Source organism: Spirosoma aerophilum, assembly GCF_054782495.1.
The window spans coordinates 178507-202622 of sequence record NZ_BAAGSJ010000009.1 but is presented as its reverse complement, the minus strand read 5'-3'; the positions used below and the strand labels follow the sequence as shown (position 1 = coordinate 202622).

Here is a 24116-nt window from a genome sequence, read left to right as displayed (position 1 = left end):
CTACCTATTTATCAAAGACGTAAATCAGTCACTAAAAGGAAGTTTTTATAGTTAATAGATAATCTTTGAATATAAGGTGGTACATGGCTCAGTAAGGGCTGTAAGCCGATTTTCAGTTTCTTAATTCTTATTTATATAGCTCGTTTATTTATTTATGATAGTATCCTCTTCTCTCAAAAAGCTATCTTTATTTATTAGCATAGCTTTGACTACACTCGTTTCAGGATGTATTTCCTCTAAAAAGTTAGTCTACTTTCAGAATCAGGTGGCCGCGTCTGATTCAATAAAGCTGACAGATCGATTTATTCCGACAGTTCAGCCAGGCGACATCCTGTCAGTGCGGGTAAGCAGTCTAAGTCCGGAAGCTGCTTCGTTTTTCAACCCGCCATCCGCTACCGTGCCGATGGATAAGCTCATGACGCCCACCACCATCACGGCACTGCCAGAGCTAACGGGTTACCTGATCAATCCGGATGGCACCATTGAATTGCCATTAATCGGTAGAATGAAAGTTGGTGGTTTGAATACGGTTCAGATCGCTGACCTCATCCGTGGTCAGCTGAGAGACTACCTCAAGGAGCCAACCGTAACGATTCGTAATCAGAATTTCCGGATTTCGGTGATGGGCGAAGTCGCCAGACCCTCGCTCTTTACGATTCCCAATGAGAAAATCAACATGCTGGAGGCTTTAAGCCTGGCCGGCGACATCACCATCTATGGCCGACGTGATAACGTGCTGCTCATTCGGGAAGAGAATGGCCTGCGCACCTTTACCCGTATTGACCTAACCAGCCGCGACCTGTTCCGCTCGCCTTACTTCTACCTGCGTCCCAGCGACGTTGTCTATGTTGAACCCGGTCGGGCCCGCCAGGCAAGTGCCGACAGAACCTATCAATTACTACCGATTGCTTTAAGTGCCCTTTCTTTTTTAGCTATCATATTTAGTCGCTTCTAACTATTATACATATGTCAGAAAATGCTTACTCATATACGCCTTATCAGGTTTATAGCACAGATAATCAACCCAACATTCGGGTAATACTACTTCGCTACCTGAAGCACTGGAAATGGTTCGCCTTATCACTAACGCTGGCTGGAGTTGCCGCCTACGTTTACCTGCAATATAAAACGCCGGTTTATAAAATTCAGGCGAGTCTGTTGATCAAAGACGAAGCCAAGGGGCTCGACGGTGAGAATATCCTGAAAGAAATGGATATTCTGACGCCTAAAAAAACGGTCGAGAACGAAGTGGAGATCATACGGTCCTACACCTTAATGAATAAGGTGGTCAATCGCCTGGATCTCGACGTTGAATATTTCCACCCAACGGCAACCATCGACGAAGAGATATATGGCGGCCTGCCGCTCCGTCTGGTGGTAGAGCGCCCGGTTGCGGCTCTGTACGAAGAGAAGTTGCAGCTTAGTGTTGTCGACAAACAGCATGTACAGATCAATGATGTCGTATACCCCGTTAATCAGTCTATTCGTACACCTTACGGACGCCTGCGTGTGTTTACCCGCCAGCCACTGGCCGCATCTATGGAACCCCTTATTATTAAAGTGGCTCCCCGTACGGAAACTGTAAACGATTACCTGAAGCGACTGACGGTAGAAACCACCAGCAAAGCATCGACCGTATTGCAGATCACGCTGGAAGAAACGGTACCTGCCAAAGGAGAAGCTATCCTGAGCCAGCTCATCGACGAGTATAACCAGGCGGCTGTGGTCGATAAGAATCTGGTAGCGGCCAGCACACTTAACTTCATCGAAGATCGGCTTCGGTTGATCTCGGGTGAACTGACATCGGTTGAAAAAGATGTTGAGTCCTATAAAACCAGCCAGGGAATTACGGATCTGGGTATGCAGGCGCAATCGTTTCTCCAGACAGTACAGGCCAACGACACGCAGCTGAATCAGGTAAATATGCAGTTAGGTGCCCTGAGTGAGATCGAAGCCTATGTCGATAGCAAGTCTTCCAGCCGGGGCACTACACCTGCCACACTCAGTTTAAATGACCCAATACTGTTAGGCCTGGTGTCGAAGGTATCGGAGCTGGAACTGCAGCGTGATCTGATGGCTCGTACAACCTCTGAGCGTAACCCATTATTACAAACACTCGATAGCCAGATCAAATCAACCAAAGAAGGTATAACCGAAAACATACGGAACCTGAAAGAGCAGTTGACCAGTACACGGGGGCAACTGATGACGACCAATCGCAAACTCGAAGGGATGGTCCGTACGGTGCCGCATAAAGAACGGGCATTGCTGAACATTACCCGGCAGCAGGCGATCAAGAACAATCTCTATACCTATCTGCTCCAGAAGCGGGAAGAGACAGCTTTATCGTATGCATCGACGTTGCCGGATAGCCGTACCGTTGATGTACCCCGGCACGAAACAGATCCCATCAAGCCTGTGCGGGCCTTAACGTTCCTGCTGTTTGGTCTTGTTGGCCTGATGATGCCCGTAGGTGTGCTTGCCTCCGGCGATATGCTGAACAACCGCGTTCGGCGTCGGTCCGATGTTGAAGAGGCTTCGCAGGTGCCTATCCTGGGCGAAGTGGTTGAATCGGATGGAAAGAAGGCGCTGGTCGTTGTATCCAAGAGCCGGTCAGTAATCGCCGAGCAGATACGTGCCCTTCGCACCAACCTGCAGTTCCTGCGGACGAACCCAACGGGTAGCCAGGTTATTCTGTTCACCTCCAGCATTAGTGGCGAGGGTAAGTCATTTATGTCCATGAACCTGGGAGCCAGCCTGGCACTGGTCGATCGGCCAACGGTTATTCTGGAAATGGATTTACGGAAACCGAAGCTTCACATGTCGCTGGGCATGCGCAATGCGGTCGGTATCAGTAACTACCTGATTGGTGAGGCAACCCTCGATGAGGTGCTGCAGCCGATAGAAGGCTTCCCGAACTACTTCCTGATCAGCAGCGGGCCTCTGCCGCCAAACCCGTCGGAGCTACTCAACGGTCCTTATCTGGCCCAGTTGATTCAGGAACTGCGCGACAGATTCCCGTATGTCATCATTGACTCGCCACCCATTGGTCTGGTGACAGACGCTCAGGTCATTGCGCCTTTGGCTGATGCAACCCTGTACATGGTTCGGCATGATCTGACGCCAAGAAATCACCTTAAAATGGTGGATACGCTTTATAAAGAACATCGGTTCAATAACCTGAACGTCATTCTGAACGGCGTTGATGATGGGGAGTCTTACTACTACAGCTACAGTTACGGGGGTTATTACGAAGAAGACAAATCGTCTCGATCGAAGTCCCGGAAAGCGATATCCTAGTTCATTTATACACACATGAAAAGCAAATCAAATACTTACTATGCTTAGTAATGCCTCACTTTCTAACACCAGACCATACATAGACACCCAGAACGAGGAACTTACATCGACAGCTGTACATGAAGGGTTATTACCCAAGCGCTTATTTGATATCACTTTTTCGCTGCTGGTTAGCCTGTTCGTTCTGTCGTGGCTGCTCCCGTTACTAGGTCTGGCCATCCGATTCAATTCGCCAGGTCCCATGTTGTTCGTCCAACTGCGTACCGGGCGTAATGGCCGCCAGTTTCGGTGCTTCAAACTGAGAACGATGATTGCCCGCCCCGAAGCCGAGTTTCGTCAGGCCAGTAAAAACGATGTACGTATTACAAAGCTGGGTCAGTTGCTGCGTAAGACCAATCTGGATGAGTTGCCTCAGTTTCTGAATGTGCTCCTGGGCGATATGAGTATCGTAGGACCTCGCCCTCACCCGATTCCGCTGGATGCCATGCACTGGCATACGCTCCCACGGTATTCCGAACGCTATAACGTGAAGCCCGGTATAACCGGACTAGCGCAGGTACGCGGTTGCCGGGGCGAAACGGATACCCTTCAGAAAATGGAACACCGGGTTCGTCTGGACCGCTGGTACATCGCCAACCGTTCTCTGGGACTGGATGTAAAAATTTGCTGGTGGACAGTGATCAGCACAATTAAAGGAGATAAAAAAGCCTGGTAGACTATGAAGTGTAGCATAATTATACGAGCATTTAACGAAGAAAAACATATTGGAAAACTCCTCGACGGTATCGCTTGTCGGGAGAGTCAGCATGAAGTAGAAATTATATTAGTCGATTCGGGCTCTACTGATAATACCGTACAAATTGCCGAACAAAAAGGCGCTCAGGTAGTGCGTATTCGTCCCGACGAGTTCTCGTTTGGCCGGGCGCTCAACCTGGGATGCCAGCGGGCTACCGGCGACATATTGCTGTTTGCCAGTGCCCACGTGTACCCGGTCTATACCAGTTGGATCGACCGGATGCTGGCTCCTTTTGAAGACGCTAAAGTAGGCTTGACCTATGGCCGCCAGATCGGCAATCACCTCAGCAAGTTTTCCGAGCAGCAATTGTTTGCCAAATGGTTTCCGGCTGTTTCCAATTACAACCAGCCAATTCCGTTTTGCAATAACGCCAATACTGCCATTCGGCGCTCTCTTTGGGAGCAGTTGTCGTACGACGAATCATTGACCGGGCTGGAAGATCTGCACTGGGCGGGTACCATTCAGCAGCAGGGCCACAAGATTGCCTACGAAGCCGATGCGGTAATTGTGCACGTGCACGAAGAAACGCCCCGCAAGATCTTCAACCGATACTATCGGGAAGCGATCGCCTTTAAACGGCTGAAGCCCCTTGCCCACTTCAACCTCTGGAACTTTGCCTACCTGTCGGTGACCAATATCCTGAGTGATTATATCGCAGCCATACACGAGGGTACGTTTCTGGCCAATTTCTTCGATATCCCCATGTTTCGGGTACTGCAGTTCTGGGGCACCTACCAGGGCTACCGCTTTATCGGTACGCTGGACCGTACGCTGCGCGAGCGCTTTTACTACCCTAATGAGTTGATCCGGCGCGAGAGAGACGAACGTTCCGCTCAGCCGTTTATGAAACAGATCGCGTATGAATAGCCAGGCTCTCATCGATATTTCGGTTACGCTCTGCCCAACGCTGCCCACGTGGCCGGGAAGTATAGGTGTACAGACCAGCTCCCTGCAAACCATCGGCCCTGATGTGGATGCCAATGTGAGCCGGTTGGATATGGATGTACATACAGGAACGCACCTCGATGCGCCCCTGCATTTTGTGGCCGATGGTGAGGACACCAGTTCGCTGTCGCTGTCGACACTGTTGGGAACCTGCCGGGTTGTCCTGATTCCCGATACCGATACCATTACCCGGTCGTTGCTGGAGCAGCATGTAGGGGCTGAGGTGCCCCGCCGGTTATTGCTGCGCACCGATAATTCGCTGATTCGGTGGGAAGAACAACCGTTTCGGGAATCGTTTACCGCCCTGGCGGCCGATGCTGCCGAGTGGCTGGTCGATAATCAGGTGGAGTTGATTGGCATTGATTATCTGTCCATTCAGAAGTATGCCGATTCGCCCGCTACGCATCAGATTCTATTACAAAATAAGGTGGTCATTCTGGAGGGTATCTACCTCGGCCAGGTGGCGCCCGGAACGTATCAGTTAGTGTGTTTGCCGTTAAAAATAAAGGGCCTCGAAGGGGTTCCGTGCCGTGCCGTATTGTATCAAAATTAATTATCTAAAACTATTCTAATCATCAATAATAGCTTATGTCATACTCAGTTGCAGCTATTGTACCCATGCGTCATTCCAGCGAACGTGTTCCTGGAAAAAACTACCGTGACTTCGCCGGTAAACCGCTCTTCCATCGTATCATCGACACCCTGCTGGAGTGTCCATCCATTACCCAGGTCGTTATCGATACCGATAGCCCGACCGTTATTGAACAGGCTGAAATTTATTACCCATCGGTAACCATTCTGGAGCGCCCCCAACACCTGCGCGACGGAGCCATCCCGATGAATAACGTGCTGCTTAACACCTGCGAGCAGGTACCCGCCGATTTTTACCTGCAAACCCACAGCACCAATCCGCTGCTGTCGGCCGAAACGGTGGAGAAAGGGGTAAAGCAGTTTCTTAATCAATACCCGGTATACGACACGCTGTTTGGCGTAACCCGGATGCAGACGCGGCTGTGGGACCCGCTGGCCCGTGCCATCAACCATAATGCCAACATTTTGCTGCGTACGCAGGACCTGCCGCCGGTATACATGGAGAACTCCTGCATGTACATCTTCAAAAAAGAAACCCTGATCCAGAAAGGCAATCGAATTGGTGACCGGCCCTTTATGTACGAGATCGCCGAGATCGAAGCCCAGGACATCGATGTTGAACTGAATTTTAAAGTAGCTGAATTCCTCTTTACTGAACTTTATCCTGAATTGGCGTTATGAAAGTATTGATTACCTGCCCACCCATGCTGGGCCAACTGGCTGAATTTCTACCCATTTTCGAAGAAGCAGGCATTGAGGTCGTCGCCCCAAATGTCGTTCAGATTCTTTCGGAAGAAGAATTACTGGAACTCGTTCCAACCGTTGATGGCTGGATCATTGGCGATGATCAGGCTACGGAAAAGATCTTCCGGGCTGGCAAAGCCGGTAACCTGAAAGCCGCTGTGAAATGGGGCATTGGCGTCGACAACGTTGATTTCAAAGCCTGTAAAGAACTGGGTATTCCCATTATCAACACGCCGATGATGTTTGGCGCCGAAGTCGCCACCATCGCCGTATCGTACGTGCTGGGGCTTGCTCGCCAAACCTACTACATCGACCGCGAAGTGCGGGCGGGCAACTGGGTGAAACCCGCCGGTATGTCGCTGGCCGGTCATACGGTGGCGCTGGTTGGTTTCGGGGATATTGGTAAGGCTACGGCCCGCTTCCTGAAAGCCTTCGACATGCACATCAATGTGTACGACCCTTTTGCCAACCGAACAGAAGCTGACGAAGAGGCTTACCGCTTCCTGAGCTTCCCCGAAGAGCTGGAGAATGCCGATTTCGTGGTGACCACCTGCGCTCTGACGCCCGGCACCAAACACATGATCAACGCCGAAAGCATTCAGCGGATGAAAGATGGTGTGCGGATCGTGAATGTATCCCGTGGACCGATCATCGACGAAGCCGCTTTGCTGGCGGGCCTCAAAAGTGGCAAAATTCATTCAGCGGGTCTGGATGTGTTTGAAGTAGAGCCACTACCGATGGACTCCGAGCTGAGAACATTTGACCGGTGTATTTTCGGTACCCACAACGGCTCCAACACCATTCAGGGTGTACGTCGCGCCAGCCATCAGGCTATCCGTACCATGTTCGAATTTCTGGAAATCGGTGTAACTGCGTAAGGCCATGAAAAAAGTATTGATTACGGGTGTACTGGGGGGAATAGGCAGTGCCCTCGCCCTGGCCTTTCGCGAAGCCGGATTTTACGTCTACGGTCTGGATATTCAACATTCCGACCGCCACGAAGCCGATCAACTGATTCAGTTCGATCTGCACCAGTTCAGCACCAGCGAGGAATACCGGAATGAGTGGAAACGCACGTTCAACGTATTGATTCCCGAACTGCATGTGCTGGTCAATAATGCAGCGGTACAACTGCTGGACAGCCTTGCCGACCTGAAACTGGACGACTGGAATCACACCATGACGGTCAATCTAACAGGACCTCTGTTACTCAGCCAGCATTTTCTGGAGTCGTTGGAGGAAAATAATGGCTGCATCATCAACATTGGCAGCATTCACCAGCAGCTCACCAAACGTCGGTTCATCAGCTATGCCACATCGAAGAGTGCTCTGATCGGACTGACCCGCGCGTTAGCGGTAGACCTCGAAGGGCGCGTTCGGGTAAACGCCATCAGCCCGGCAGCTATCGAAACTGACATGCTGCTGGCCGGCTTCGACGGAAACCAGGGAGCGCTGGACGAATTACGGAAAATTCACCCGGTGCAGCGCATCGGCAGCCCGAACGACGTAGCCAAGATGGCTTTATTCCTGGCCTCCGAAAGCTCCGGCTTCATCCACGGGGCCAACCTGACCCTCGATGGAGGTATCAGTTCGGTGCTGAAGGATTTGTAGTAAATGATAGTTTGGTAGACACAGATATAAGAAGTATGAGCAAAGTATGATTCTTTGCTCATACTTAAAGTAGTTAATAATAAAAAAACTATTATATAACGTATATAGATAACCGTAGTAAATAATGGAATTAGTTATACGTAAACTTTGGAATTCGCCTACTATAGCAACTTGGATGAGTTATTCAACTAAGGCAATAAGCCTTTTTGTGGTACTCCCTTTAATATTAAAGCGATTTACAGAAGGAGAAGTCGCTCTATGGTACCTGTTTTCAACAATTATATCATTACAGGGCCTATTAGACATGGGCTTTAGAAATACATTTATTCGATTATTTTCATATGCGCTGGGCGGTTTAACTGATATAACCTCCACATTCCAGACAAAAGTCTTAACGAAGAAATCTGAGGAACCAAACTGGGACCTTTTGGGCAAGATATATGCCAACATGGTTCACATCTATGGCTGGCTTACTATACTTGTGATTATCGTCATGGGTACGTTAGGAAGTTGGTCAATGCTGCGTCCAATTTCGTTTGTAAAAGACTCCCAATCAGCCTGGCTAGCATGGGGGTGCATAATCATTGCTTCTGCCTATAAATTTTATGGTTCTATTTATTCAAACTACCTGGAAGGGTTAAATAAAATTGCTCTGGTCAGAAGGTGGGAAGCACTAACTTCAGCAGCATCTATTACTTCTTGTGTAATAGCTCTAGCAGTCAATGATAGCCTGTTACTTTTAGTTTTTATAAATCAGCTATGGGTTATTTTATCGGTTGTTCGTAACTACTTTTTAAGCAGGGCGGTTGATGATAAACAATTTGAAAAAATTAAAACAGATTACTCTTTTGATCGCAAGATTTTTGCTGCAATTTGGCCAGTAGCGTGGCGGAGCGGACTCTCAGGGTTTATGTCAAATGGACTCAACAATTTAAGCAGTGTTTTGTACGCGCAAATCGGTAACAGTGCCAGTGTTGCTTCCTATCTTCTTGCCTTACGAATTATAGCACAGATAAAGGAAATTTCAATGGCTCCCTTTTATAGCAAAATTCCTTTATATGCACGTCTTCGTGTACAAGGTGATCTGAATCAACTAATTCAAAAAGCACAAAGAGGAATGTTTCTTTCTCATCTTGTCTTTGCATTAGGTGTTATTGCCGTGGGTATTACTTCTAATTACTTGCTAATCTACATAAACAGTGATATAAAATTTGTCTCGAATGAGTTATGGCTACTCTTGTCTGTAGCCTATTTTATTCACCGCTACGGGGCTATGCATATGCAGTTATATTTGACAACTAATCATGTCATTGGCCATATTGCTGATGGAATTTCTGGTGTGATTTTTGTTGCTGTGACATTATTATTAATTAACACATATCAAATTTATGCAATCCCAATTGGTATGATAGCTGGATATTTGGGTTTTTATGCTTGGTACTCAGCTTACTATTCATACAAATCTATACATATAAGTGCTTTTAAGTTTGAATATAAAGTATCATTAGTACCATTTATGTTGTTAATCATTTATTCAGCCACCCAACTAATTTAGCATCATGGACTTACTTGAAAATCAAAATATTCAACTAAGAGAAACATTAAATCCATACAGACAGGCCGCTTTACTAATAAAGAACAGGTTAAAGTGGGATCTTAATAAATTATCTTGGGATTCCAGAAAAAAACTAAAATCAGTTAAAGATAAATATGAAGGCAAGAAGGCAATTATTATTTGTAATGGGCCTAGCTTAAATAAAGTAGATTTTCAACAGTTAGAGGGTACTTTCACCTTCGGTTTAAATAAAATTAATCTTTTATTCGATAGAGGAAATTTTCGTCCATCTGCAATAGTTGCCGTGAATAGTATGGTTATTGAGCAGAACTATAACTTTTTCAATGAGACGAATATTCCACTTTATATAGATGAGAAGGGAGCTAGTTTAGTACAAAATCGCCAAAATGTAACCTTTCTTCATTCTTCTCCAATAAAAACATTTGCAAAAGACTGTTCATTGAGTGTAAACCAAGGGGGGACAGTTACTTATGTGGCTCTGCAACTCGCATTTCACTACGGATTCACTAAAGTTGGTTTAATTGGTTGCGATCATTATTTTAAAGAAAAAGGCCCTGCGAATGCACTTGCGGTTTTCAGCGGCCAAGATGATAATCACTTCGATAAAAACTATTTTGCTAAAGGTCAAAAATGGCATCTACCAGACCTGCCACAGAATGAATACAGTTATTCTATGGCAAATGAAATATTCAATGCATATGGCAAAAAGATATACAATTGTACGGAAGGAGGATATCTAGAATTGTTTGATCGTTTACCACTTCAAGAATTTTTGAGATTATGACTTTTAATATCTTTATACCTAATAAAAAGGGCCATTATGAAGATTATTCTAAATTTCTAGATAATCTTTTGGAGAATCATGATGTGAAAATTGTAAGGAGCTTTAATGAAAAGCTTAAAACAATTTTTAGACTTAATCAAAACGTAATATTTCTTAATATAGACCACAAGGATATTTATTGGTCTTTGGTTAGGAGTTTTTTTACTAAGAAAAACTTCGGGGTATCGGTTTCTGTTGATTCTTTAGTAAATAATAAGGCTTCATCCACATCACATTACAAAAATTTTGTCAATCTAGCTAAGACTAATTTGAAGTATCAGCTATTTAAAGGGCTGAAATCATCTAATAGGTTAAAGCTGATATCAATTCATAAGATGACAAGCTATGAGGATCAATTAAAAGAAATTATCTCATTTCTTACTTATGACTTCCAATATTACGATTTGCCATATTTAAATATTAGTTATTCACAACCTAAAGAATTACAAAACTATAATGCTGATTTAGCAAATGCCCGTAAGAAATCTGTACTAGTATTTAATAATACTAGTAAGGCTAAAAAAAATTTAACAGACTTGGCAGCATGGATTGAAACATCACAAAAGTACCAATTTTTCATAGTAGGAGATTCATCTTTTTTAAAGGGTAATCAAAATGATAACGTTGTAGTTATCAATAGATATGTGAGTAATGAAGAAATGATGTACTTTATGAAAAAGCTGGATATTATCTATTGTTTCTATAACAATGATAAACCAAGTGGATTCATGGGAAGAGCCATGCAATTGGGTAAGAAAGTCATTGTACCAACTAATAGCTACTTAGGTTCCATTCCTTACATTAATTCAATACGTGTAACAAGTTTATGCGAAATGGAGAAAGTGGAATTTAGTCTGACTGAAGATCATAATCTGAATGGGGCTAAGTTAGGCCAGTTTGATGATTCGGATTTATTAAGACAATTTTTATTGAATACTAAATAGATTTTTTAGCTATTATTTTTATAGAGATTAAATAGATGTTATTAGGTGGAGACTAGCGGTATAATGAACCTTATAAAATCAACATTCGCACATTATGTATTTTCTGATTTTTGCCATAACTATTTCGTTATTACAGGTCAATTCGTATTCTGATTCTGTGTTAGTTAAGGTCTTGCCTCTAGGGGCATCTGCTTTGGCTTTTTTCTATTTTCTATCTTTAAGTAATGGAAAGCTATTACTCAAATCTTTAGGAAATAACTTACTAGCTTTTACTTTACTTATTTTTGTTTTAATCGGTAATTTTCGATCAAATTATCCGGATCAAACACTAGAATTTACTATTAGTCGAACCCTAAATACAATTCTGTTATTTGGTGCATTGTTTTCAGCCATTCACTATTTTAGAAATACAGAAAGGCTAGGTACTATAGATATAATTATTAAATTTATTATTACTCCGTTTTTTATTTATTGCTTAATTAACTTTTTATTATGGGCTATGGGTGTATCCATAAAGGAGAGTGTGATGACAGATGAAGTAGTTAATAAAGAAGCTGTAATACTTTCGTATCTAGGTATACATATAGATAGAGTGCAGTTTCCACTTTCAACAGGGTTAAATAATTATGCAGTAATCATAGGTGCGATGTTTACTACATGTTTATTATTAATATTTGTAGTGAAGGTTCGATCATCTAGATTATTTATTATGTCTAGTTGTATAGTATTTTTTATTACGTTGTTGTTGATTGATTCTAGAGCGTCTATTTATTATCCAATCATAATAACAATCGTATTCGGACTTTACCAGAATTCAAGAACATTCTTAAAACTTATACCGTATTCGCCGACTTTAGTAGTATTAGGGCCATTGTTTTTATATTTAATGGTACCACTTTTAATGTCACTTCCATTTATTGATTCATTAACACGAAATAGTGAAGAGTTAGCAACAGGTAATTCACGATTCCTTATTTGGTCTGCTTGTCTTTTAGAATTTATAGATTTTAAACCGATTCACTTAATTGGTTACGGATATTTTGGGCATTATGGTTCAGGTGTTTCTTCTGCTTGGGCTAGTATATTTTCGACTTGGAATGATGAAGAGTTGAAAACATCCCACAATACTTTTTTTACAATATTGTTTGATTATGGCTATGTAGGATTGTTCGTATACTGTGCGCTTATATATAATACAGTAAAAAAAATATCACTACAGTGGAAAGTAAATAAATATGGTAACTTACTTATATTTGGTTTCTTTGCTTTTAATTTACTTGCTGGTATTACTGAAACGTTAATAGGTTTCTATTCACCTAATTATTTTATTCTTTTCTTTCTTTTTCTTTTTGCTAATTTTTTTGGTAACTCACCTATCTTGGTTGAGCAAAATAATTTTTATCGATTTGTAAACGTGAAACAGAATAAAAAACCTCAAGTGCCTTCGAATTTAAATAGTGTAGTCTGTTGATAAAAAGTGTAAAAACATTTTTTTCTAAATTTTGAGGTTTATATAGTTAATAATTACCTACTTAGATATTGATGACCATGATCGATTTAACCAGGTTCACTCCATCCAGAATCCTTCCAGCCGTAGAACGTCGATTGAAAGAGGTCCCGTTTACCCAGGCTTGGTACCACTCCCAACCCGGCGAGAAAAACAGGGAGTACCTACAGAAAATCCACAATCTGTATGAAGGGAAGCGGCTGTTCTTGATTGCTAATGGACCCAGTATTAAAGATATGGACCTGTCGGTTCTGAAAGATAAATACACCATGTGCATGAATCGCTTCTATATCTATTTTGATAAAATTGGATTCACCCCCACTTTCTTAACCTGTGTTGAAGAATTAGTACTTGAACAGTTTAAAGACGATTTTAATAACCTGCCCTGCGAGACGTTCTTTAACTGGCGGTTTTACAAGCAGTTTCCAAAGGCACATTTTCTAAAAGAAGCGTACTCGTTTAATCCTTTTTTTCAGGAAAATCTCCTGGAGCCTGCGCACTTTGGCGGAACCGTGACCTATGCCAGTCTTCAGCTAGCCTATTACATGGGCTTTACAGAAGTGGTCATTATTGGCATGGACCACAGCTTTAAAGAGAAGGGTATGGCCTCAACGGTTGAGGTACGTAATTATGAGAAGGATGAAAGCCATTTTGATCCGAATTATTTTCCAAAAGGTGTCAAATGGAAACTGCCGGATTTAGATAAATCAGAGTACTCGTATGCCTTAGCTCGTGATTTTTATAAGAAGAATGGTCGTAAAATAATTGATGCGACCATTGGTGGGAAATGTACCATTTTCGAAAAAGGGGCTTTCACTGATTATTTATAGGGCTAACCTAATAAGTTAAATTATACTTTTCAACCTGAATAAGAAATGATCTATACGTCTAATACTTTGTTTACTACGCCCAGGCTTATCATTGCCGTAGATGGCTACTCGGGATGCGGAAAAAGTACTACAGCAAAACAAGTGGCAGCTCAATTAGAGTATGCGTATATAGATACGGGTGCCATGTATCGTGCTGTTACCTTGTATTTTCTTCATAACGAAATTGTTCTTGATGATCTGACAGCTGTACGTGATGCACTTATGCAGATCGTAATCTCTTTTAACTTCGATACTGCGACGGGCCGTAATGAAACTTACTTAAACGGTATCAGTGTAGAAGATGAAATCAGAAAACTGTACGTAGCCAATGCTGTCACCAGGGTGAGTGCGCTGCCGGATGTACGTCAGGCAATGGTCAAACTACAACAACAAGCGGGTAAAAAGGGCGGTATCGTTATGGATGGCAGAGATATTGGTACCCATGTCTTTCCCGATGCTGATCTCAAAGTATTTATGACGGCCGATCCATATATTCGGGCCGAGCGCCGACAAGCTGAGTTGCTGGATAAAGGTAATATTGTTGGCCTCAATGAAATTCTGGACAACATTAAAAAGCGCGACCACGACGATACCACCCGCGCCATAAGCCCTTTGCGTCGGGCTGAGGATGCTGTGCTTCTTGATACTTCATACATAACGATTCGTGAACAGGTGAGCCAGGTAGTGCAACTGGCGATGGAACGAATTAATCAGTCTGAGTCCGTCATGAGTCTTGACAATACGATTTAGACATTCCAGCCCTTTGACACTCCGGGCTACTAATTACAGCCTTTTATAGAAACCTCTCACCCGTAAGGAATAAGCCTATCCAGGAAAATTTAAGAAGGTCATTTGCTCCACGCAGATCGTGCTGGGTAAGGGATTTTATTGGCCAATCAGCCGGTCATCTCCCAGGACCTGACCGGCCAAACATTGGTTTTGCTATCCTTAAATAAGAATGCCATCATGGAAACGTATATCGCCGTAACCAAACCTACCTCTCAGTCAATCGTTGATAAAGTTGACCTTATTGAGAACGAAGCCCATACCGACCGAATATTTACAAAAGCGCTCTCTGATACAAGTTCGACGGTTATTTCGTACATCAACGCCCACGCTTTCAATCTTTGCTTTACAAATAATGATTTTGCTGAGGCTCTTCTGAAATCTGATTATTTACTGCGCGACGGTACCGGAATCGAAATGCTTTGTAAAGCTATTGATCGGAACCCCGGTATAAATATGTGCGGTACCGATACGATTCCTCAGTTACTGACACTGGCTAAAGGCAAACGGATAGCGCTGATTGGCACGCAGGAGCCTTATCTTCAGCAGGCAAAGGATATGCTCAAACAAAAGGGTCATAATGTTGTCTTAACCGCTCATGGCTTTCTGGATATTCCAGATTATTTGCCCCTGGTACAACAAGCCAGGGCCGATGTAGTTATTCTGGGGATGGGTATGCCAAAACAGGAACGTTTGTCTATTTTTTTGAAGGAACGGCTTAATAATCCCTGTGTCATTGTGAACGGAGGAGCAATTATTGATTACTGGGGTGAAAAAGTCAAGCGGGCACCCGCCTGGGTTCGGCAGATGGGCATGGAGTGGGTGTTTCGATTGATCCTGGAGCCTCGTCGACTGTTTAAACGATATGTGATTGGAAATGTACTTTTTCTCCGGCGGGTTCAGGAACTGAAACGACAGGAACTGGCTGCTCTTAATCGTGTACCTAAAAGCACTTATACCCACTGACAACTTTCGTCCTATGCGCTGGCTCTTTCTGTTGTTAATACCCGCTTTCATTTGGCGTGCTACCAATAAATCTCAGGAGCCCGGACAGGATAGGATGACCTTACGGCAGGCCGCACCCTTTCCGTTAGGGGTAGCGGTTAATTCGAAGTTACTGGCCACTGATTCAGTATACCGGAATACAGTCGAGCGGGAGTTTAACAGCTTAACGTCTGAGAATGCCCTGAAAATGAATCGTATTCATGTCGCCCCAGATCGATTTGATTGGTCGCAAGGTGATGTGATCGTTAATTTTGCCCGTCAAACAAACAAGCGTATGCATGGGCATACGCTTGTTTGGCATGTAGCTGTACCGAAATGGGTAGAGACTTTTCAGGGCGATTCGCTGGCTTGGGAAAACCTGTTGAAAACCCATATTCAGACTGTTATCAGCCATTATAAAGGAAAGATCAGGTCATGGGACGTCGTCAATGAAGCCTTCAACGATGACGGGTCGTTACGCGAAACAATCTGGATGAAACATTTGGGCCCCGATTACATAGCCCGATGCTATCAGTACGCTCATGAAGCTGATCCCAGCGTGTTATTGTTTTATAATGACTTCAGTCTGGATATCAAACCATTGAAAGAGGCTGCCGTAAAGGCGATGTTAGTAAATTTTAAACGGAGAGGAATTCCCATTGATGGAGTTGGTTTACAGGCCCATATATCCATTTACAACTCAGATGGTAAGTTCAGGGACTGTTTAGCTGATATGGCGTCTACCGGCCTGCTAATTCATATTTCGGAATTGGATATTCGGCTAAATCCAAAAAAAATAAAGGTTTTTTCAATTTCGGATGTACTTCTGAAGCAACAGGAGCAAAAATACACAGCCATAGTGCGGGCTTACAGAACGGCTGTTCCCAGAAAGCAGCAATATGGAATCACGATCTGGAGTGTTGGCGACAAGGATAGCTATTTAAGTAATGAATGCAAATGCCCCGATGCTCCTTTATTGTTTGACTCCACCTATAGAAAGAAATTGGCCTACAAAGGATTCATGAAGGCATTGGGTCAGTAACGATTACGTTTCATTCCTCCAGACGCTGTTTGAGTTACTCGCTTTGAATCTGCAAATCAAATCGACTAACGCAAACAGCGTCTTATTCTTTTTCCTGCTCTTGCGTTTAACGCGGCTGTTTGTACCGTTGGTTTGGTTGCTTATCGTGAAAAACAGGGCTCTTCTCTAAAAACCAACGCACTGGCTTGTTGTCCCGCAGGAGGCTGTCAACCAGACTGGTTCCAGTTCCGTTTCATAAGTACCAGGCTCAATCGAAGCGATACGGATAAGCTTCATCAGGTCGCCCCGATGAAGCTTGGTACTGCCTTTTCTACCCATAGGGCAATCCAATAACATTAAGCGACTGAAAGGGAAAAACAGATTTTTGTAAGAAGCCCTGCGAGCAGAAGAGATGGAATATCTTTCAGGGTATAAGGGGAATACTGTGTACAATGAATGGATGGCCTGATTGTATCTGATAGACAGCCAATTTGTTCGGGGCTAGTTAAGAGCAGTTTGACACGAATAAACAGGCTTCGGGGTAATGGTCAGAACCATTACCCCGAAGCCTGTTTATTCGTAGCAATAACGCGAGATCCTATTGTCTATTCGGTTAAACCCTGCATAAAACCGTAGTAGGATAACTTTCTGTTATAGTTCTTGTCGAAAAGCAGGGGATAATCTTCAGTTGTGCTTTCTGTTAATAACCAGCTATCGGCATCACTTAGATTCCAGTTTGTGATACCAAACTGTTGTCCGCTTGTGACAACACTTCGGTAAATTTTTGCTATGGTTTTGTACTTAAGAGCATGTGCATTCTTTATGGCATCCGTTGCTACAAACGTTGTTGAAAGACTGTAGTTCATCCGAATATCTAACTCCGAGATGTGAATTAACAAACCTGTGCTTGCGTATTGGCGAATAACTGATGAAAGTGCTGACTCCGGGGTGTTAATCGTAATGTGCATCTGTAAGCCAACTCCGTTGATGGGGATATTGCGCTGTTTTAAATTTTTAAGCATAGCGTATACAGCGTCCGATTTCTTAGGCTGATAGGCTGAGTTATTATCATTGTAGAAAAGTAGTGCTTCAGGGTCAGCTTCGTGTGCATATTGAAAGCAACGCGCAATATAGTCAGCTCCTAAATGTTCAGACCAAACTGATTTCCGTAACGATCCATCAGTTTCAAATGCTTCATTAACTACATCCCAAGATTTAACACGGCCTTTGTAACGACTTACAACGGCTTGGATGTGCGTTTTCATAAGCTTTTCCCAAGCTAATGAATCACCTTTAAAACTGGTGACCCAGTTTGGCAGAGCTGTATGCCAGATCAACGTGTGACCGTGAACTTTCATGTTTGATTGCTGAGCGAAGTTCACAAGCGCATCCGTTTCAGTCCAATTGAATTGACCAGCTTTAGGCTGAATACGATTCATTTTAGCGCTGTTTTCTGTGGTGATGCTATTGTAGTTTTTTTGAAGAGCCGCTTTATAAGCTGGGTTCGAAGCGATCAGTTGAGGATTGATAGCGGCTCCGATTGGGAAAGAAGCGACAGCTTTCAGGGTGTTGTTGCTGTCGCTGGAAGCGATGGCCCGGAGGCTGGAAGCGAATGGTACTTCTGTTTGACTTTCTGGATTAACCGCATCTGACTTTGGGCTACAGCCGGTCAGGTTGAAAAGAAGAACGATCAGGGCTGCCAGGATAACAGCACGGAAGATGTTAACTGTTGATTTGTTCGTGTTTTTGGTTGCGGTGAAAGTTGCCATTTCTTTGATCTTTTTGCGTTTGCTTGATCAAAATTGGCATCTAAAAAGGGGGTAGGCCGGTTCTATTCGATAAGCTGCTCGTTCTACCCGTTAACTGGTAGTTTTTACCGGAAAACTGTTTTACATAGTAACCTTGTTTTTGTATTATACTTATAGTGATCGATTGTCTGTTTTTATTAATTCTAGGTGTATAAATACAGAATATCGGAAATTACCCTCAAAAAGGCCAAAAAACAGCCGTTTTATACGCTTCATCGAATAAAAAGCTCAAATTCCAGAATTATATTATGGTTTTGAGAAACATAAGAATTAAAGTGATTTTGTACTTTTTCTATATTGCCAAATTAACTTACACGTCTGATTTACACTAAGCTGATTGCAGAAATTACTTAGTCAGATGCCTATAAAAACAAATCGGTCGGCTCTTGCTGAAGTGCTGAGCCGACCGATTTTTAGAAAAGAGATGATCCTGTATTCTGTATACTTAAAGTAGTATGTGTATATAACAGGTGAATTATTTTTTAGGGATGTTTTTCGGCTGCTTAGCCCAGCTATTATTGGTGAGTTGCCAGGTCATTACGTAGTGATCCATTGCAGCAGACAACAGGAGACTAGTACAGCTCAACCTGCTCAGCCAGCGGTGTTCGGTAGGTACGGCGAACAATGTAGTTCTTCTTTCCCTGCGATTCGTGGTACGTTCGCATTTGAAGGTCCAGAATCAGGCCAAATGCCACGAACTGCAAACCGGCCAGGAGCCAGACCATACCCAGGGCGAATCGATCGAGGCCGTTAACCGTCGGGTCAGAATTCCATAAGAAGCGCATACTCAGGAAAACGCCACTTAGCGCGGTTAATATGCCCAGTAGGCCAAATAAATGCATGGGCTTGCTCAGGTATCGTTTGATGAACAAAAGGAGCAGCAGGTCGCTTAAAACACGCCCTGTGCGGCCTAGCCCATATTTAGACTGTCCAATGCGTCGGGCATGGTGCCGCACAGGTACCTGAATGATCCGGGCGCCATCGAAGTGTGCCAGTATGGTGATGAAGCGGTGCAACTCGCCGTAAAGTTTTATCCGTTTGGCGACGCTGGCGCGGAATACTTTTAAGGCGCAGCCATGATCCGAAATAGGCAGGCCAACGGCTTTTCGAATCAGGCCATTGGCCAGTCGGCTGGGGAAACGGCGCAGCCAGGCATTGTCCTGCCGATTTTGCCGATGCCCGACTACCAAATCGACATCCAGATTTTCGGCAACCCGGAGCATGGGGATAATGTCGAGTGGGTCGTTTTGCTGGTCGCCGTCCATGGTGGCAATAAAGGCCCCTCTGGCTGCGTCTATGCCAGCGGCCAGCGCAGCACTCTGTCCGTAATTTTTCTGTAAATCAATAACCGTCAGCCGTTCGTTCTGAACCGAAAGCAGCTCTGCCAATGTCCCATCTGTGGAGCCATCGTTGACGTAAATGATCTCGTAATCCAGCGAGTGCAGGGCCGCATCAATCTGGTTAATCAGGGGCTTGCTGTTGCCGGCTTCGTTGTAAGCACAAACAACGACCGATACATAGGGATGTTTCATAAATCAGAATTAGTCGAGGGCTGGTGTATATAGGTGGCTCTGCAGATAGCTGGCGACCATGCGCCGTAATCCGTCCTCCAGGTTGGTTGCAGGATGGTAGTCAAGCAGCCTTCGGGCCTTCTCGATCGATGCGTGCGTGTAGGGCACGTCGCCGGGCTGCATGCCAAGCCACTCGATCGGAACCCGTTGCTGGGTTAGCTGTTCAAGCTGGGCAATAAGGTCCAGTAAGGCGACCGGTCGGGCGCTTCCCAGGTTAATGATCTCGTAGCCTTTTACGCGCTCAATGGCCCGGCTGATACCCGCTACGATGTCATCGACATAGGTGTAATCGCGCTGGCTCTGTCCGTCTCCGAAGAGGCAGATGGGCTGGCGGGTATGGAGCTGGTGAATAAAGCGGGAGATGGCCATGTCGGGCCGTTGCTGCGGACCATATACGGTGAAAAAGCGCAGACAGAAAACCTGAAGTCCATACCGCTGGTGGTACTTAAGGCACAGCCGTTCGGCGGTTCGCTTCGATAATGCGTAAGGCGATACGGAATCCTCGGCCGGGTCGCTCTCCCGGAAGGTGCCCCCCTCCCGAACGCCGTACACAGACGATGAGGAAGCAAAGACCAGCCGCCTGACGCCATGCGCCCGCATAACGTCCAGTAAAACGGCCGTACCGTTTACATTATGGTCGACGTAAGCCGCCGGATTTTGCAGCGACGCCCGTACCCCGGCCAGACCTGCCAGGTGAATAACGCCATCTATGGGGTGGGTTCGAAAAATAGAGTGCAGGAATCGCTTGTCGCGAATGTCGCCCTCAAAAAGAAGCCAGTTATCCAGATGGCTCAGCGACTCGATATGCTGCCATTTGATGGCCGGGTCGTAGCTGTTGTTAAAGTTATCGACCAGCAGCACCCGGTGCCCCTGCTTCAGCAAATAGCTGGTCAATGTATGGCCAATAAAGCCCGCTCCGCCAGTGATCAGGATCGTCATCGTGTGAATTGGTTAGCGTATGATTGAAAAGCTCTGCACGTTTGCCGGGAGCTTGTAAGAGACTATTTTTTCGGGTTGTTAAACTGCACAATGGAAGCCGGGTGCCGATCGAAAAGCACGACCCGCCCAACCGGCCTGTAAGATTCATGAGCCAGGGTGAGCGAATCGCCGATGTACAGCGCACCCGGTATTTTTTGATCCGTTCTGCGCAGGATTTCGCCCCGTACCGCCGTCAGATGGAACGTACTGACATCGGTAGCCGGACCATCGCCAACGGTTGTTTTATAGCCGTACAGGGGATAGCCAAGCGTTTTGCGGGCTGCCTGAATGGCGCTGTCCATGTAAAACTGCCGTTTGGCGGCCCTGCCCGGAAGCACCAGCCAGTTGAACCCCAGCCGGATGACCAGCAACGTCGCAATCATCAGCACGAGCCGGTTAGGCGAGGATTGGGTCATGCGCCAGCCAATGCCGAAAAGCAGGAGGGAAACAACCGCTGTTTTCCAGAACGCAGCGGGTAACACGCGGGTGGTCGGGTAAAACATAGCTGTCCAGACGCCAGCGGCAACCACCAGCGTCACCACCAGCCAGATGCGTTCGACCCACCATCGGCCCCGGTCGGTGGGGGCGGATTGTTCAGTGTAGAGATACGCCAGCACAGTAAAGAACATCGGAACCAGCCCGATCAGATACCGGCCATAGGCCTGTGGCGAAGACCAGTAAATGAGTACCGTCAGGCTGAAGGTGAGCGCGTTGAAGGCAACGAACGGATTTTTGGTCAGGATCGTCCAGATGTCCTGGCGAAACAGCAGCACCAGCAGAAGCGTAAACGGCGCGAAGTGGTACACAAACTCGAACGGAAACGTGATCAGGTGGAGGAGCGTTGGCCCCCAGCCAAAATAAAGGCCGGTGCGTTTGGTGCTTTCAGTGATCAACACACTGGCTACGTCCTGATACGGAATGGCGTTCTGACTGAAGTAAACCACGTAATAGCTGCCTGTAAGGAGCGCGAATACGCCAATGCCCGCCAGATGAGCGGGATGGAAAAGCAGCCGGGGCCGACGGGTATACAGGAACCAGCCCCCCAGCGTCAGGCTCTGAAACGCCAGTGGGGGTAAGCCTTTTAGTAAAAAGGCCAATGCTGTCAGCGCATAGGTAGTGAGATACAACAACCAGTAGTTTCGCTTTTGGTCGTAATAGTACACCAGCATCATCGCTGCGTAGATGGTCAGCGAGAAGGTGATCTCGATGAGTCCCAGCATGGAGTCATACAGCAGCACGCGGCCATTGGTCATGGTCATGAACGCAGCCGCCCAGGCAACGCTCGAATTGGTGTACTTCCTGACAACGGCAAACATCGTTGCGCCCAGCAGTAGCAAAGACACCAGCATGGGAAACCGCAGGGCGAAAGACGAATAATCGCCGAACAACCGATAGGAGCCAATGATTAGCCAGTTATAAAGGGGCGGCTTGTTGAAGTAGCGTTCACCATGGAGGGTGGGCGTGATGTAGTCGCCCGAGAGCATCATCTCCAGCGATACCAGCGCCCGCCGGGCTTCATCGCCGGTATCGAGCGGCATGTAGCCCAGGTGCGACGAGAGCACCAGCACCAGTCCTACGCATAGGCCTGGCGTCCACCAGTCGGTTGTCTGCCGGGCAGAAACCGGTTTTATTGTCGTTGTCGATTCCATGGACAGGAAGTTTTGGCTGAACCGGTTCATCGTTGCTGGATTACTTTTCGCAGGCTGAGCCAGCTGCCCACCGTATTCGTCAGCCATTGTCCCTGGTCGAGGGCTACGGCCATTGCCAGTTGCGATCCTCCCAGCCAGCGGACGGGTAATGTGAGTTGGGCCATGCCCGAAAACTGCGATAAAGGTGCTCTGGGGTCGCTGCGCATGGGTTGGCCGTAGTTGCGGCTGTAGGATAGTAAAGCCCGTATCTGAGCGCCGGAGGGCCACTGGCCCAGCAAGCCCAGGTGGCCAACCTGCACCCGGTTGTTGCTGATCATCATTAACCCATGCCGCCCGTTACCGCCGATCAGGTCCTGTAAATCGGCCCGGGCGTCGACCCGGCGGGTGATGAACGGGGTGCCGATCACGCGTTGCCGGTGTGTCCAGCCATCCACGTACTGGTAATTATTGAAATAGTCATCGGCGCCATTGTAGAGCCGGCTTCCGATCTCGAAGTTAAATCCACCCTGATCCAGCGTGGTCAGAAATTCAGCCGTTATCTGGGTAAGTTGAAAGCCGTTCGAATAGCCAATCCGCTTGTTTTTCCAGCGGATACCGTACAGGCCGTCGGGCATATTCTGGAAAGCAACCCCCGATTTGTCCTCGAACGGATGCTGGTAGTAGAGATACCAGTTGGACTGCGTGTTATCGATTTCGAGCGCTACATCAATAGAGCCCAGGTGGTTTCCTGCCTGGTTGATGATGTCGTGGCCGCTGTACTTCGTCGTGTCGTTGGGTGGTTGTCTGACCAGAATCACATCTTTATACGTCTCCAGCGAATTCGGCAGCTGACCGTCGACTGCAAACCGCTTCCCCAGTGCACTCGAATAGCCTCCCCACTGGGCAACGTGTGTCAGGCCGCCATAGAGCCGCACCCGATTGCGGAAGAGGCTGATCCGGGCGAACAGCGCTTTCTGATGAAGGAACGAGTTCCGGATGGAGTCGGTATTGCCGAACCATCCGTGCGCATACATCCCGTTGAGGGCCACAATCCCTTTCGTAAATCCCAGCGGTACATACCCCCGAGTACCAAATTGGACCTTGTAGAGGGGTAATGCATTGCCCGACCAGGCGTAGGACCCCGACGATAACAGCGTATCGACCAGGCCAAATACCTCCCGACGCCGACCTGCATAGAGTTCGAAATGCCGGGACAGGAGACTCGCATAAGCTACCGGCAGGATAAGCTGAGAACGGGTGCCCAGGTTGGCGATGCCTTCAACGGCCACTCTGCCGTGGAGCTTCCGGGGGGCTTTGTCATCCCCGAACTGCCTTGTCAACCCCACCCGTAACACACCCGCAGGGCCTGTTAGCGGTACGGTTCCGTACTGACGCGAACGAAACCAGAAAGGGGTCTGCTTTGCCGACGAACCCAATCCGCCTACCTCAGCCATGATACTTTGCTTAGCCGTAATGGTGTCGGGAATGGCCTGGCCTGTCAGCGTGTAAGCGGGTAATAAACAGACGAATAAACCAATAGGAATACGTAGTCGATTGACCATATAGTAAAGGGTATTAATAATTGCCGGAGGGTATAAGTAGGGGTAAACTCAGGCAAGAGCTAGATTAGATAG

Annotated in this window: 21 protein-coding genes; 16 read left to right on the top strand and 5 right to left on the bottom strand. The window is 46.1% G+C overall.

The annotated features are described in order from the left end of the window. Window positions 1–205 precede the first annotated feature (205 nt). The 16 genes from ACYVK4_RS08495 to ACYVK4_RS08420 all read left to right on the top strand — a co-directional run bounded on the left by ACYVK4_RS08495 (window position 206) and on the right by ACYVK4_RS08420 (window position 16518). Window positions 206–955, top strand: a complete 750-nt coding sequence (locus ACYVK4_RS08495) for a polysaccharide biosynthesis/export family protein (RefSeq protein ID WP_461127064.1) — start codon at window positions 206–208, stop codon at window positions 953–955. Window positions 956–966: 11 nt separating this feature from the next. Further along, entirely contained in the window at window positions 967–3300 is a 2334-nt protein-coding gene (locus ACYVK4_RS08490) for a GumC family protein (protein WP_461127063.1), read from the top strand. Between the two features lie 40 nt (window positions 3301–3340). Next, window positions 3341–4015, top strand: a complete 675-nt coding sequence (locus tag ACYVK4_RS08485; protein ID WP_461127062.1) for a sugar transferase — start codon at window positions 3341–3343, stop codon at window positions 4013–4015. 3 nt (window positions 4016–4018) lie between these two features. After that, the gene (locus ACYVK4_RS08480; RefSeq protein ID WP_461127061.1) at window positions 4019–4963 is read left to right on the top strand and encodes a glycosyltransferase family 2 protein; all 945 of its coding nucleotides are present in this window, start codon (window positions 4019–4021) and stop codon (window positions 4961–4963) included. Beyond that, window positions 4956–5594 carry a cyclase family protein gene (locus ACYVK4_RS08475; protein ID WP_461127060.1) on the top strand — a complete coding sequence of 213 codons (639 nt, stop codon included), beginning with the start codon at window positions 4956–4958 and terminating at the stop codon, window positions 5592–5594. The genes ACYVK4_RS08480 and ACYVK4_RS08475 overlap by 8 nt, the downstream gene beginning before the upstream one ends. Before the next feature lie 35 nt (window positions 5595–5629). Further along, window positions 5630–6313: an acylneuraminate cytidylyltransferase family protein gene (locus tag ACYVK4_RS08470; RefSeq protein ID WP_461127059.1), complete on the top strand. Its 684-nt coding sequence runs from the start codon at window positions 5630–5632 to the stop codon at window positions 6311–6313. Then, a complete protein-coding gene (locus ACYVK4_RS08465) occupies window positions 6310–7254 on the top strand; it encodes a phosphoglycerate dehydrogenase (RefSeq protein WP_461127058.1) in 945 nt (314 codons plus the stop codon). Before ACYVK4_RS08470 ends, ACYVK4_RS08465 begins: the two co-directional genes overlap by 4 nt. A 4-nt stretch (window positions 7255–7258) precedes the next feature. After that, entirely contained in the window at window positions 7259–7987 is a 729-nt protein-coding gene (locus ACYVK4_RS08460; protein ID WP_461127057.1) for an SDR family NAD(P)-dependent oxidoreductase, read from the top strand. A gap of 124 nt (window positions 7988–8111) precedes the next feature. After that, window positions 8112–9542, top strand: a complete 1431-nt coding sequence (locus ACYVK4_RS08455; protein WP_461127056.1) for a polysaccharide biosynthesis protein — start codon at window positions 8112–8114, stop codon at window positions 9540–9542. A 4-nt stretch (window positions 9543–9546) separates the two neighbouring features. Beyond that, window positions 9547–10347 carry a 6-hydroxymethylpterin diphosphokinase MptE-like protein gene (locus ACYVK4_RS08450; protein WP_461127055.1) on the top strand — a complete coding sequence of 267 codons (801 nt, stop codon included), beginning with the start codon at window positions 9547–9549 and terminating at the stop codon, window positions 10345–10347. Beyond that, window positions 10344–11330: a hypothetical protein gene (locus tag ACYVK4_RS08445; RefSeq protein WP_461127054.1), complete on the top strand. Its 987-nt coding sequence runs from the start codon at window positions 10344–10346 to the stop codon at window positions 11328–11330. Before ACYVK4_RS08450 ends, ACYVK4_RS08445 begins: the two co-directional genes overlap by 4 nt. A 94-nt stretch (window positions 11331–11424) precedes the next feature. After that, window positions 11425–12801, top strand: coding sequence for an O-antigen ligase family protein (locus ACYVK4_RS08440; protein WP_461127053.1), 1377 nt, complete (start codon window positions 11425–11427; stop codon window positions 12799–12801). Between the two features lie 77 nt (window positions 12802–12878). Beyond that, window positions 12879–13667: a 6-hydroxymethylpterin diphosphokinase MptE-like protein gene (locus tag ACYVK4_RS08435; protein ID WP_461127052.1), complete on the top strand. Its 789-nt coding sequence runs from the start codon at window positions 12879–12881 to the stop codon at window positions 13665–13667. A gap of 45 nt (window positions 13668–13712) precedes the next feature. Beyond that, window positions 13713–14456: a (d)CMP kinase gene (gene cmk / locus ACYVK4_RS08430; protein ID WP_461127051.1), complete on the top strand. Its 744-nt coding sequence runs from the start codon at window positions 13713–13715 to the stop codon at window positions 14454–14456. Between the two features lie 216 nt (window positions 14457–14672). Next, on the top strand, window positions 14673–15458 hold the full coding sequence (locus ACYVK4_RS08425) for a WecB/TagA/CpsF family glycosyltransferase (RefSeq protein ID WP_461127050.1): 786 nt from the start codon (window positions 14673–14675) through the stop codon (window positions 15456–15458). Between the two features lie 13 nt (window positions 15459–15471). Further along, on the top strand, window positions 15472–16518 hold the full coding sequence (locus ACYVK4_RS08420; RefSeq protein WP_461127049.1) for an endo-1,4-beta-xylanase: 1047 nt from the start codon (window positions 15472–15474) through the stop codon (window positions 16516–16518). Window positions 16519–17102: 584 nt separating this feature from the next. Here the strand turns inward: ACYVK4_RS08420 and ACYVK4_RS08415 are convergent. The 5 genes from ACYVK4_RS08415 to ACYVK4_RS08395 form a co-directional block, all read right to left on the bottom strand. Beyond that, the gene (locus tag ACYVK4_RS08415) at window positions 17103–18266 is read right to left on the bottom strand and encodes an endo-1,4-beta-xylanase (RefSeq protein WP_461127048.1); all 1164 of its coding nucleotides are present in this window, start codon (window positions 18264–18266) and stop codon (window positions 17103–17105) included. A gap of 611 nt (window positions 18267–18877) precedes the next feature. Continuing rightward, window positions 18878–19837 carry a glycosyltransferase family 2 protein gene (locus ACYVK4_RS08410; RefSeq protein ID WP_461127047.1) on the bottom strand — a complete coding sequence of 320 codons (960 nt, stop codon included), beginning with the start codon at window positions 19835–19837 and terminating at the stop codon, window positions 18878–18880. Between the two features lie 9 nt (window positions 19838–19846). Further along, window positions 19847–20815 carry an NAD-dependent epimerase/dehydratase family protein gene (locus ACYVK4_RS08405; protein ID WP_461127046.1) on the bottom strand — a complete coding sequence of 323 codons (969 nt, stop codon included), beginning with the start codon at window positions 20813–20815 and terminating at the stop codon, window positions 19847–19849. A gap of 62 nt (window positions 20816–20877) precedes the next feature. Then, the gene (locus tag ACYVK4_RS08400; protein ID WP_461127045.1) at window positions 20878–22590 is read right to left on the bottom strand and encodes an ArnT family glycosyltransferase; all 1713 of its coding nucleotides are present in this window, start codon (window positions 22588–22590) and stop codon (window positions 20878–20880) included. Continuing rightward, window positions 22530–24044, bottom strand: a complete 1515-nt coding sequence (locus ACYVK4_RS08395) for a capsule assembly Wzi family protein (protein WP_461127044.1) — start codon at window positions 24042–24044, stop codon at window positions 22530–22532. Before ACYVK4_RS08395 ends, ACYVK4_RS08400 begins: the two co-directional genes overlap by 61 nt. Window positions 24045–24116: the final 72 nt, after the last annotated feature.